The following is a 13,767-nucleotide window of genomic DNA, read 5'->3' on the forward strand; positions in this document are numbered from 1 at the left end:
CCCGAGTCCCGAGTCCCGAGTCCCGAGTCCTGAAGCCCTGAAGCCCTGAAGCCCTGAAGCCCTGTGACCCTGTGACCCTGTGACCCTGTGGCCCTGAGCCACTAAGCCACCCCTAATCCCGAACCGTGACACTGGCTTGTCGCATTTGCCGCGTGGTGGGATTCTCCAAACGAACCGAGATCTGAATGGCTTCAGGCGTCGCGACGAACGGCGGCAATGTCTCTCGTTCGCCGATGTCGTCCGCCCCAAATCGTCCGATGACGGATACGGCTCCCGCTTCATAGATGCCCATTCCTTCCATGCCATCAGTACCAAGGTCAGCGGTCGCCCCGGTCGTCGTGGTCCATCGGGTTCCCTCCGCCGTTTCGCTCACTCGCCTCTGACGGATACCATCTCTTTCGTACCACGAAGTGTAGGTATCAAAAGCAGGCTGGAAGAGCAAAATTGCATTCGCGCCCGACGTCAGCAAACGCCCCGAACGATACAGTGGATTGGAGTACGACTGCGCGGCATTGGAGAACGCCTCCAAACCAGAAAATGGCGTGAAGAGAGCAGTGTTGGACGCTGCAATGGTCGATCCGGTCGTCGTATTCACCCGATCTAAATACCGTGCTTGCCACCCCCGCAGCGATCCTCCCGCGAGCACGGGATAACACAGATCAACAAACCCACCATTGAGCACCGATGCATCGCCGTCTGCAATTGCATCCAGCAAAGCCTCGCGATACCCAGGGTCATTGGGACCGACCACCAAGTTATCGTCGGTTTCAAAATGCGCGACCTCAGGGTCAAAAACCTTCACATCAAAGCTGAGTGCGTTGTTGACCACCACATCCTCACCACGACGGTCCGCGCCCCAACCAATTCCCGGATTGAGATGCGTGTTGTTGTCACCCAGCACAAACTCGCGTCGCAAGAAACCACACAGTCGGCTCGGAGTGACCACAGCAGCTGCACCGGCACTGGAAAGCGGTGGCGCCAGCCGTGGAGTCGACGTGTCGAGGTTGCGCATGTTCAAGACGGTGGCAGGCCCAGTCAACGCGAGCACCGGCATCGACGTAGGAGCATTTCCCCCCGATCCAGTCAGCACGGAATTGGGAACCCGGACATGTGCGAATCGGTTGTGCGGAACGGAAAGATCCGAAAGAGAGTTGGCGGCAACATTCGCGGTGGGATTCCCTGTCGAATCAAAGACCCGACGTACCGACAAGTCGCATTGCTGATGCACGCCTGCCATCCCGTACGCCCACCCGGATGCAACCGGGGCAGTGCTACGAACAGTGATATTGGTCGCGTCCGGCCAATTGTCCGCTCGCATGAATGGTACCAAAACACCGCCAACGGATCGACTTTGAACGGGCAACCTCCCGGTAGAAAGATTGAGATCAGGACGGATCAACAAAACTCGCCGATGAATCTTCATCCGATCTGGAAGGCCGTTCTCGGTCGCCGTCCCGCTTCCTAAATCTGTGTCGCCGTCCACATCGACATAGCGGAGATACTCCGGATCGTCGGCGGCCACATTGGGATATTCGGGGCTGGCAAAGTACACAATCTCAGCATAGCGAGACCGAATCATCACCGGCTCAAAAGGAACCTGGCTCTCGTCGATGTTGGTGGTCCCAGGGTCGTCCGCCGGAATGCTGTAAGACGTCCCCGCCAGATCCGCTGCTCGCTGATCCAAGATGTAACGAGGCACCTTCCCTGAAAACCAACTTCCCTTGGGAGCGATGGCCGTGAAGGCGAGGTAATCATCGAAGTCCCCATAGCGTGAATCTGGAATGTCAACATTCCCATCTGCATCAATGCTGGCGCGGAACAACGATGAAGTCGCGTCGGTCACCGGCCCCTCGTAATACATGAAATAACCCGAGGGATCGGGGGCACCGGTTGTCGGCGTCAGACTCACCGTGCAACGGGTTGTCTCATCATTGAGGCGAGTCGTGATGTCACGCAACTCATTCGCCAATTGCACGTTGCCACGGCTCTCCCGAATCCGGGCTCCCACAAAAGCAAACGCCCGTGCGACTGCTGCCATCATCAACAGCGTGACCGTCATGGCGATCAACATCTCCACCAGCGTGAAGCCTCGCCGGGAAGCATCGCGGGCGTCCGGCGTGCCAAACAGAAGTGGCGTGGGTCGCGCAGTCATGGAATTGAGATTAGAAGGTTTCATGATGAATCACTCGAAAAGCAGTGCGGTATGCGGACGCGTTCTTACTGGAAGTACCGTTCGAAAACGACCGTGTCCCTCGCATTGACGTCTTGGCCAGGGATGAAGCCAACTGGGACCGAGCGATCAATGATGAACATCGCGTGATACCGCTGGTTTTCGCCTTTGTCTTCGTTGTATTCCGCACCCAAATTGTTGGTGTTGGTCGGGTCGACTTCAAAGAAACCCAACGTCATCCGAACGAGGAAGGTTTGCGAATTGTCCGATGCAAGATTCGGCATCCGATTCACGGTTTGGTATTTCAGGAACGCGTTGCGATTACGATCTTGTGACAAGTTCGTTGCCCCCACCACAGGTGTCTGGGTCGCCGCACGAACGAACAGCGAAACTTCATTGGGCGATGTTCCGCCGGAAGACTCCTGTTCGTCCAACCGGCCCGCGGCTCGCAGCAACCCAACATTGACTTTCCGGCGTCTTAAATCTTCGGATTCATCCTGAGCCGTCGTACTCAAATTGCGAACTTCCGGTGCTGCATCGCCCACTGTGGATCGTTTAAAGACGCCCGCGAACTGCGTCGGAAAGCGTGGATCCAATTGATTGGGAAGATAATTCACCGGAGTCGTCGCATCCGCATCAATCACCGTCGATCTGGTTCCAGTGGGAACATAGCCGCGACGTGACTTCACAAATTCGTTGTACGACAACTGGGTTGCTGTTCCTGTCCCCGCGGCAGATGTGTATTCGCCTGCGTTGAGATGTCCCTGCATCAGTCCCTTCCAAGTCGAGAACTCCTCAATCGTATTGAGGTTCACCTTCCCGATTCGGCGATTGTCTTCCACGAAGTTGAAAGGAGCGCTGTACAAATCCTCGAGCGGAGTGCCGTTGATCACAGCAGGCGGCACTGCGTCCGATTCACCTCGGAACGGAGGCGGCGTGCCCACAAACTCAAACAGAGAATGAAACTCGGCAGCAGGTGCCGCACTGGAATTCTTCACGTTCTCGCTGTGAAAGAAATTCAGCAGGTGTCGAAATGGCGAGATGAACGTTTCCGCGTACGCCGGGTCGGTCGTTGTGCTGCTCCCCTCGGGCTGAATCGCTGGATCGCCTGCGTTCACCACGCTGAATTCTTCGAACAATCGTCCCGCCGAACACGCCGGCACCAACATCAGATCATGCGGTGTGGCATAGGGTCGATTCAGCCATGGGTGCATCGCAAACGGAGTCGCGGGCCGTCCACGAATCGGCGTTGTCACCGGAGTGCCAAAGTTCGTGTTCAAATAGTTGAACGTTGTCTGAATATCAGTGCCCAGATTGAAGTAATCTGTTCCCCCAGCATTGGGAACGGTGGCCGGAACATCGGTGCTGTAAGAATACAGCACATTGGTTCCCGCTCCGTTCATCGCAATCCCATCACGCTGGCGACTTCCTCCCGCGTAGTCCAATTCGATGGTCGCCGTTGCCGCGGGATCACCAGTGCTGGTCACATTCGCAGGAGTTTCTTCTCCGCTAAACACCGTCAAATCAATCGCAATTTGATCGACCGTTCGATACGGATTCAGGGTTGGATGGAAACCTCGCGTTGGATCGGCAAGCCTTTGCAAGAAAGCGGTGCGGTAATTGGGCACCGTGCCCAGCATCGGATCCGCTACCGTGGCTGAATTCACAAAGGCTTCTGTAAGCTCTCGAATCGGTCGACCAGCCTGCATGTCCTCGGGTTCGTCACGCACAATCCCAGCGATCGGAGTCCCGCTGGAATCCAATTCCACATAGGCGTCCGTGAGCGGATAGTCTGCGTTGTCGATGTACCGACTCGTCGGCTCGGCGTAGTAGTCACCGGGTGCGATCGCAAGCGGCTCGGAGACATTCAACCCAATCCCATTTGGTGCGGTTGTGCCACTGTTTGTCCAATCTCCAGCAGGAAACCCTGACATGGGAAGGGCCAATCCCGGAAGGATGTTGGTCGTGGTGTTCGGCGTCAAGGAAGCTCCTGCTGCGTTGTACTGAATCAACCCAATCGCTGGAGCCGTGTTTTCGATTTCGAACGCCTGTTCGCTAGGCCCTGCCGGACCAGTCGTATAGTTCAGACTGCCAAACGTCGTTCGGATGCGTGGAGCAAGCGTCAGATATTGCTCGGGATAAAGCTCTGGCGCTGTACCGCTGGAATTGAAAAACACTTGCGCTTGCTGGGTGATATCCGGCAAAGGAGTGATCGCGGTTTGCAGTTCAGCGGTGTCGGCATAATCCGTGAAGAAAACGAATCTCTCCAACGCCAGGTTCGCAGCGGTATCATCGATCTCGTCCATCGCGTTTAGATTCCCAAGCTCTGGATGAAACGACAGTGTGTCCGGCAGCGTGTCCCTCAAGACGATCGGCGAACTTTCGTTGGCAGCGGGAGTTGTGGCCGGGATCGTCGAATCAAAATGGGGCTCACTGATCGCGATTCGCCAGATCGGGATTTCAATTTCGTCGCCAAGGGACACGACGCCCCAGTGGGTACCGTCATAATAAGTGTCGATCGTCCGGTCCAAATCAAGGTAATACGAAACATTGGTCCCTGCCGTATCCACGGTGTAGAGCTCTCGAGGAATCCCTGCGGTACTGGGATTCAGACTCGGAGCGATCACACGTCGCCGAGGACAATACAACTCCAAAAACAGAGATCCCTGAGGAATACGGACTTGATCAAGGTCCTCATCGGAATCAGATCCCGTTCCATCGCCCTTCTTATTCTCGGCATCGAAATCAGTGTCTCGAGCACGAATGTCGTGCATGGCATACGACTCTGTGAACAACAACTCCGGCTGTTCACATCCAAACACCACTGGGCTTTGAGCCGTTGGCATGGTGGTGCTGGTACCAAAAACTTCATTGGGTGTTGAGGTGGTATCGATCACGCCATCGCCGTCGATATCATCCGCAACCGCCCAACCGTCAAACGGATTGGGATCGTAAACGAAACGCGTCATGATGGAATCGGAATCGCGATAGTCCACCACATTCACCGCCCACTGAGCCAATCGTCGTGCTCGATATTCCTCCGGATCCGTTGTTGGGACAGCAGTGGCAAGCGTGTCACCGTAGCCGGGGTAGTTGTTCCGCAAATCATCGCTGATGATCATCATCAGGACGTACAAATGACGCGCAAGCAATTGCCGTGGCGACGCCATCGCCGAGTCATCCAGCGTGTAGTCGGGAGCATGACCAGCAAAGTTGGCATCAACGGTTTGCCCAGCGTACGACTCAAAAGCTTCTGTCTCGGTTCCGGTTGTTTCGCTGGTGTCATCCAGGACACCGTTGCCATCATCATCGAAACCCGCCAATTGGAATTCACGCGGCTCGTCCACCACGCCGTTGGAATTGTCATCCACTCCATTTCCAATTCGACGATTGATATTCAGGCGTTTTGCCAACCGCAGCTCCGGTGCAACCAAGTCGTTCAGTTGATCATTCGTGAGAGCCCCACCTCCAATCGAAGCGATGAGTGAACGAATTTCGTCATACGCTGATGCCGCATCGATTCCCGCATAGGGCGAGTCATCGGAAACACTGGTGGTGGTGAGCGCGTTGGCCAAACTGGCGTCCGCAGTCACGAGCGGGCGAACCAATTCGGTCAAACGCGCGGGCAGCAACTCACTGTCAAATTCATTTGCACGAACAATCGCCTCGAGCTCGTCTTCGGTGTAGCGACGGTCGCCGCTCAGACGGCCCGTTGGGTCGGACTCATAAGGATTATCGACCAGTTCGTCTGAATCCGGCTCCGTGATGGCAGTCGTCGCAGGGTCGTCCGTGAGTGTTTCCCCAAAATCAATGGGTGATGGTGATGTCGCCGAGGTGTCGTCATCATTGGCTGGAACCAAGGCGCCACTGAGCGACATCGCGTACCCGCCTCGCCCATAGGGATCAATCGAATGTGGGTAGACGGTCGTGCCATTCAGGACACTCGGGCGCCACCCCGTTGCCAAGACACCAAGCGCATCAGCACCCGATCGCCCAGGAACCATTTCGCTGGTGCCGGATCCAACGGAATATCGCCCCCGTAACAGAGGAAACAATTGCGCCGCGGTGCCAGGAATGTTGATATCCGCTGGCCCGAATCCCAGCCCACGGAAAGCAAACTGTGAGGCTCCTGCGGTGCCGGCCCAATCACCAACAACTTGATTGACGCCCACGCCTTGATTGATCAAAGCGTAGTTCCCGTGAGCGTTGACATTCAAACGTCCTGAGAGATCACGAATCATCGGCGCGATCAACGGCCGGAGCAATTTGCCTTCCGGCGAGGTCACCAGAGGCAGTCCCAAGTCAACCCAAATGCTGTCAGCAATTCCATCGAAATCGTTGTCGACGTCCCAAGGACCCTCGATCAAGGCGCTCGCCAACTGGTTCAAGCGGGCTTGAGCCGCATCGTAGTTTGGAGTGGCTCCTCCCGTCCGCTGCATCGGCAGCGGAGCACGCAGAGCAAAACTGGGGTTCCCGCCGGTGAACTGCGGGTGAATCGGATCCGATCCGCCTGCTGCGAGCAATCGCAGTTGATTCTCTGCGATCGGAATCGGACGAAATGTCCCCCGTGCGATGCTAGCGACGACATCCGAATAAATGGTCGACATCGATGTCGGACTCCAATCGGTCGTCTCATTCAAGATGTAATTGATCACCGACGGACGATGAAACGATGGAATGACGACTCCGCTTGAATCGCGATAGCTCAGAAACCAATTGTTGTAATCTGCGGCATCGTAGCTCTCATCGAAATCGCTCCCGTCGGTCGTGATGAAAGTGTTTTTCCCAACGACCGGATCCAGTAGGTTCGGCTGGATCGCTCTGGGCAGGGTGAATCCAACATTCCCGTACGTTGCGGTGTTGATCGGTGCCATCGCATTCACATTGGTCCCGTCATACCCAATGCCAACCGCGTTTCTGGGAACTCCATTCATCCTGATCGTGTCGCCATTCACAGGAACGACGTTGTCCAATTCGGCGTTGGTTGCAATCGTGAGCGTGTGCTGGCCCGATGTGGCGGACGTCGATCGCAAGACGCGAAATGACCGACCATTCAGATCCCCGGACGTGAAAGTGATGATCCGTCCGGTGTATAGATCGTCGACAACGTCCGTGGCGAGCGGTTTCCCTCCCGTCACGGTCGTGTCATTCTCAACGGTGAACGTTAAGTGGGTTGAATAGGTTAGGTTTGACAAAGCCGCCGCCCCCAGTACCCGCACCGCTGAAAAATCAGACCGGCCGTAGTAATCACTCAGCAAATCCTCTCCAAAAAACGGACTGGTTCGATCATCGGTCCCACGAATCAAGGTCATCAACGCTTCGTCGAGCAAGCTGGTTGGATGGCTCTGCTTGACGTTTCGTGACGCGATGGCGAATGACGCTTGCCGAGCTTGGTTGCTGAAAACCAAGAAGGCAGCAACCAGCACGCTGAAGAATGTCAGCATGCTGAGCACGACGAGCAAAATGACCCCGCTGTGTTGATTCGATGGCGACCGTTTCATGGCATTGGTCCGCGCGTTTCTAGGAAGAAGAGAGAAGAGTGAGGAGGGAAACTGCGTCAGGGTTGTTCGAGTGACCATCAGAGATCCGTCCAAGGGATTAAACGCTCCGTCACCGACACCACGTCTTCGACAATCGTGGCAAACGTGTTGTCCTGAAAAGTGTTGTCAGCGTACGGTTCAAACGGAGCGTCGAAGTTGAACTCCCAGTCGGGACCGTCCAAGGAAACACGTCGCCGCCACAGTTCTTCATCGGTGCGATCGATTCCGGACCGAGGTGCTGGAAGGGCCGCATCTCCTGTGCCCAGCGATGAATTACTTTCAGCGAAAAGCTCTTCCGCCTCCTGGTCCACCGCCACGACGCGATACCACCGATGAACGTGCCGGCCACCTGGGGACAAGCGACGCGACAACATCACCCAGTCGTTGGGGGCGAGATCCGAGGACGTGGTTGCCGAGGCGGTCAAGTGAACCACCCCGCCCGCACCACCTGAGAAACCAGAGGCAAACGTGACCTGAGCGACTCGTTCACTCATCCCATTCATCTCCGGAAGAATCGGGGGCGTTAGCGCCGCAGTCGGGAAATCAATGTCCACCACACGGTTCTGCATCACCACAATGGACAGGTTTGCGAACCGTCGGTTTTGCGTCGGCACCAGGGTCGCCATCCAACTGAATTCACCCGTTGGAATCCGACGCCCATAATCCGTCTCACCCGAATTCAGTCCAGTCAACTTGGCAGGAATCGTTGTGTCTTTCGGTTGCTGCACCACCAAATCGTTGACGCTCTCAATGATCGTCCGCGCCAGCTCTGCATTCACCCCTGAGAGACCAACCCGGGTCAATCGTGGTGCGTCTCCTGCCTCACCTGCTGGCCAAGGGTCAATGGATGGTGGTTCCCAGGTTGAGTCCGACTCAGCCGGGTTCAATAGCGGATCGTGATTGGCAACATAGTATGGAAACAGACTGTTGTCGTAGCTGTTGAATGAGGTGACGGTGCCGCCCTGAACCGCACGATACAACGGGTCGATGCAAATTCCACGAGAGGTTGTCCCCCCCGCAGAGAACAGCTGCGTGCTCTGGTTGAACGCCACGCTCGTCCCAGACATGTTCACCAAGTTCCCATTGCCCAGCCACGTGCGAACCAAGACCTCTTTGGCAATGGAATCTCCCATCTCAGCACCCACGCTCAGCGACACCGCATCCCGAGCCCGACCGCCCGCCAAAGGCATGACGGAAAGCAGACCGAGAAGGCCGATCATGATCACCCCGATCGAAAATATCACTTCAATCAGCGTGATGGCAGCGCGAGGATTCAATGAGTTGCGAATGATCATGGGGTCGCATCCAAGGTGTCTGAGAGAATCGCCAACGAGCGAGCGTCGCGAAGGGCGGCTGGCATCGACGTCGTCGTGCTCACCGAAGCGTTGGGGGCAACCACACACCGGCCCGTCGTTGGATTGATCACAATCCAAAGGGAATCCAAATTCATTAGGTTGGCGGGCGTGCGCGGATCTGCGTTGAATGGAGTGGTGGGCTGAAGACCGTCGCTGTCACCAATGCAGAGGTAAATCATGCCATCAGGAACGCCACGGTTTCCAATCGCATCGATGGAAGTCGTTTCCACTCGGCCGTCTGGCCCAAACACAATGTCGATTGCCGCGTTTGCACTGGCTCCCTGCGGCATGAACTGATTGCCATCAATGCCGATTCCGGAATAGGTCGTGTCCACCACGATCCCACGTGGAAACGTCAGACTTTGGCTCGTCGAGACCACCGGAGAACGATGAATGCGATACGGTACCGAAGCACCGTCCACCGGTTGGTGGGTCACGGGAAAGGTACTCGATCCTGAGAGCGGCGAATCCAAATCGATGGTCGCTCGCACCGTGTCGGTTCCACTGGTGTACCCGGTGAAGTCCAGCCGAAAGACACGTCCGCCTGGCAGCTCAATCAGGTCGCCATCCTTGATGGGGGCATACAAATCGTCGTTGTGCAGAACGGAATTGGAATCCGTGTAGAGGGTCAACAGTTGGTTTCTCACCCCGGAAAATTCCAGCCCAACATCCGTTGAGTCATAAGGCGGGTCAGGCAAAGATGGATTTGGGAAACCGCCTGTGGGCAGAGGATAAACAAAGGTCACCCTCGCGTCCGATGCCTCGCCGGTGTAAGGCGGAACGCCCCTCAACTGCCGCAACCGAACGCCAGCGGCAGTCCGAAAATCCACGGTCGACGCACTGCTGGCTCGCTCAATCCGGACGCCGACAAAGCGTCCTTCTGAAATGGCACGACTGCGCGCTTCGTCCAGATAAGCCACGATCGTTCGAGACGCCTGGCTCACCTTTTGGTCGCTGATCAAAGTGCGAACGGTTGGCAACGCAATCGCGGAGATCAACAGGAAGATCGACATCACGATCAACAACTCGACCAGCGTGAAACCACGCGAACTCAGCTTGGAGTTTCGACTCGAACCCGACATCAGGCCCACTGGTTGCGTGAGCGGCATCATCGCACTCATTGGGTCACCTGCAGTGAGAAGTTGGTAATGTTGTCAGCCAGCACTTCATTGGCCCGGCCAGTCAATTCTTCACCTGGCAACCGTCGCTCCGTGTCTGTGGCGTAAGTCGCACTCGTTCGATTGAAAACGCCCGGGTCATTGGCAGCGATGAACCGACGCATGTAGGGATCGACCCAGATGTAGTTTGACGAACCACGACCTGCGAACTCCGTTCCCATGTTGTCGACGTTCTTTGGCCACGCCCAAGTCGACGAGGTGTAGTCGTAGGCTTCCAAGGCAGTCCCCGATGAATTGACGGGATTGAAAGCGATCCCAAACTCACTGTCTTCGCCTGCGGAAATGACCAGCGGACGCATCGCCCACGGTGCACCGTAAATCCCATCGTTGACGTTCACTGCGGGCAGAACCGTGGATGACGACGGCGCTGGTGCCGTCGTGACGGAGTAGTAAAAGTCCGATCGAAACAGGTCAAACTCGTCAGCGATGTCGAGGTCCAAGGCACCATCGGGATCGTCAAATCCAATCTGCCAACGAATGAACCCGATGGGGTTCCCCCAGCCATCCAATATTTCAAACATGCCATCGCCGTCCACGTCACCGATGTTGCTGGTCGGGATCGCATCGATCGCTGGCGTTCCAGCCGAGTAAGACGTCGCGAGAATCAGATAAAGACACTCAGCACTTTGATACTCCTCCGTTGCTGCTGTCGTGACTCGACTTTGGTAAGCCTGAGCCAATGAGGGCTTCGAACCAGCGAACCACGAGACCGGAAACGAGCGACGCAACGACTTGTCGGTACGAGTGCCAACAATCTGTTCACTGGTATCCTTGATGAGCACGGGACTGGCGGCCCCATAAACGGATGCTGGTGCCGTCACGAAATCAGAGTAACGATCCGGCATCTCCATCCGCTGCAAATCTCGAATCATATTGAGGCGAACACGAGCGGCTTCCGTCCCAAGCACTTCAAACGACAACATCGTGTCACCACCCGCGTTCATCGTGCCCACAGTTGACGCGAAATTGGGAACCTCGATCGGCAGCGACCGATACTTGTACGAGTCGTACTTCTCTTGAATGACGCTATCAATCAATCCAATGATCGTGCGAGTGCGCGATACTCGGGCACTGGCGGTGACCCCTTGAACGGCAGCCAGCACCATGCTGGCCATGATTCCGATCACAACCATGACGACCAGAATCTCGACAAGCGTGAAACCCGTCTTCGATTGTTTGTTTGGAATCATTGAAAAACCTCAAGCCCGAATTCACAACGCACGGCGCTGAATGACTGATAAAAACCTCTCTTCATTCATCAAGGAATGTCATCTACAACCGCACCGTTGCTGAAGTTGGTGATGTTGTCAGCCGGGTACTGCTCGATGTCGCCGAAGGCCGATTCTTGATACTTTGAGACGCTGCTGACGATCAGATCCTCAGGTGTCGTATAGCTTGTTCCAGTCAAAAGTGCGATCGCCGCTCCCGAGTCATACTGAAAGTAGATTGGTTCTGCCGGTGAACTAGCGTCGACGTCATAGGACGCCGTCGCACCAAAGTTGTTATCAAGCCCAGCACTGATGATCTGGAACGTGTTCGGATTCATAAACTGCCATGCACCGAGTGCCTCCGCCTGAGTGCTGTAATTACTACCTGCTCGAATTGTGTTCGCATTGGTGGAAAGATAAGGCCGGACATATCCGTATGTTGTTGAACCGTACCCGTTGAACCCTAAGGTCGGATCATTGTGTGCATAGGTCCGAGAATCGAAGTACACAAATGGGGCTCCCTCCGAGTCTGAGCGGTAACTCAAAAACAGGTCGGTGTCGCTAGACAACCTACGATTCGTGCCAGTCATCGCAGCGCCTGCGTTGACCTCGTTGTAGTCCAACCGCGAGGTTTCAAATTCCATCAAGGCGTTGGGTCGGTCGATATTGACTTGAAAATTACTAGGGTCTTGGCGTTCAGCAGTCGTCGCACCACCGTACGTGTCGGTGCCATCGCCTGTCCAAGACAGCGGTCCACCTGGTCCGGTGAAAGGGCGCTGCGTGTCATCGCTGTATCCGCCCAATACCCATGGCAAGACTTCGTCCCGGCCAATGTTCGCCGCTTGATAAACACCTCCGGAATGCAGCATGTTGTAAAGCAACTGGTAATCATCCGTTGACATCCGTGGAAACGCCTTGCGGTAGTGCCTTTCAACCACGGCCCAACTGGAAAAGTCTGGCGGGTAGTCACCGTACTCTTGTTGGTATTGCTCGACGGCCTGTTCCAACGCGGTGATCTCCAGACGCAGACTTGTGACACGTGCCGTTTTCACTGCATTGGTCACGGCCGGGATCAAGACCGCCGTCAGGATCCCGATGATGGCGATCACCACCAGGATCTCCACCAACGTGAAGGCGGAGCGGGACTTGGGGGCCACGGGGGATGGCTGCAGGAGATTGGATCGAGCGTTCATCGCTACTCTCGGAACAGGGAAAAAGGTTCTGACGGTCATCCGCTTCACTCCACTGCAAAGCAGATGGCGGTGCGATTGATTGTGGAAAAGGTTTTGTCTCTCAGGTCCGGCCAACGCTCGCACGTCGGCCAGACCTCTTTCTTTGTTTGAATCAAGTCAATCCGGAGATCAGCGACACCAATGGCATGAACAAACTGATCACGATGAAACCGACCGCGAGTCCCAGGAACACAATCATCAAGGGTTCCATCAACGCGGTCAGAGCGTCCGTCATGATCCGGACTTCTTCGTCATAAGTGTCGGCGACCTTGTAAAGCATCGTGTCGAGTTCACCAGTCTCTTCCCCCACGTCAACCATGTTGACGACGAGGTCATCGACCACCCGGCCTTTGATCTTGGTCAGGTAAAACAACACGCACAGAACGGAGCCACCGACGATCATGTACAAGGACATGAACGTCAACATCTCAACCATCGTGCCGTCATCCAGCTTGCTGCATTTGCTGTTCAACGCCACGCTCATGACCATCATTACTGGGAAAGCACCAAACAACGCCCAGAAGACCGCGGTCATCGGGTGAAAACCCAACACGGAGTATTCCTTCAGCGGTTTGCTGATCACTTCCCCTTCGCGGATCTGGTTGCTGACGCCTGTGAACATTCGCTCGAACATGGCGTTGCCCGCCGTCTCTCGCGTGATATTGAGGGCCTCCAAAATCGGCACCCCTGAACTGATCAGTGTTCCCAGTGTTCGCGTTGTCCGAGCCAGAATGTTCTTTTCAATCAACGCCCCAAAAATCGGCACGCGAATGATGAACATGTCAAACCCGACTCGCCCCTGTTTGAACTTCCTCATCAATTTGACCAAGATCAAACCGCACACCGGCATTGCGATCAGCAGGAACCAATACCCGGCGATGTAGTTGCTCATCGCGATCAGCAACACCGTGGGCGCGGGCAGGTCCAAGCCAAATTCATCGAACATCTTTTCGAACGTCGGAACGATGAACAACATGATGAACGTCAGGATCAACGCGGCGACCAAGACCACGATGACCGGGTAGATCAACGCCCCTTTGACCTTTCGCTTGAGCGATTCCGCCGACTCCAAGAAGTCCGCCAA

Annotated in this window: 7 protein-coding genes; all 7 read right to left on the bottom strand. The window is 55.7% G+C overall.

Features of this window, described 5'->3' with window-relative positions; all coding sequences use genetic code 11:
* Positions 1-112 precede the first annotated feature (112 nt).
* Entirely contained in the window at positions 113-2,176 is a 2,064-nt protein-coding gene (locus ACF8AM_RS13860; RefSeq protein WP_392556202.1) for a prepilin-type N-terminal cleavage/methylation domain-containing protein, read from the bottom strand.
* Positions 2,177-2,217: 41 nt separating this feature from the next.
* Entirely contained in the window at positions 2,218-7,671 is a 5,454-nt protein-coding gene (locus tag ACF8AM_RS13865; protein WP_392556203.1) for a hypothetical protein, read from the bottom strand.
* 77 nt (positions 7,672-7,748) lie between these two features.
* A complete protein-coding gene (locus ACF8AM_RS13870) occupies positions 7,749-9,005 on the bottom strand; it encodes a hypothetical protein (protein ID WP_392556204.1) in 1,257 nt (418 codons plus the stop codon).
* Entirely contained in the window at positions 9,002-10,177 is a 1,176-nt protein-coding gene (locus ACF8AM_RS13875) for a Tfp pilus assembly protein FimT/FimU (RefSeq protein WP_392556205.1), read from the bottom strand. Before ACF8AM_RS13875 ends, ACF8AM_RS13870 begins: the two co-directional genes overlap by 4 nt.
* Positions 10,178-10,182: 5 nt before the next feature.
* Positions 10,183-11,433, bottom strand: coding sequence for a type II secretion system protein (locus ACF8AM_RS13880; RefSeq protein ID WP_392556206.1), 1,251 nt, complete (start codon positions 11,431-11,433; stop codon positions 10,183-10,185).
* A 68-nt stretch (positions 11,434-11,501) separates the two neighbouring features.
* Positions 11,502-12,644 carry a type II secretion system protein gene (locus ACF8AM_RS13885; protein WP_392556207.1) on the bottom strand — a complete coding sequence of 381 codons (1,143 nt, stop codon included), beginning with the start codon at positions 12,642-12,644 and terminating at the stop codon, positions 11,502-11,504.
* Positions 12,645-12,795: 151 nt separating this feature from the next.
* The coding region (locus ACF8AM_RS13890; protein ID WP_392556208.1) for a type II secretion system F family protein at positions 12,796-13,767 on the bottom strand (972 nt) is incomplete at its 5' end.

It is taken from the genome of Rhodopirellula sp. JB055 (genome assembly GCF_043100905.1).
GTDB lineage: Bacteria > Planctomycetota > Planctomycetia > Pirellulales > Pirellulaceae > Rhodopirellula.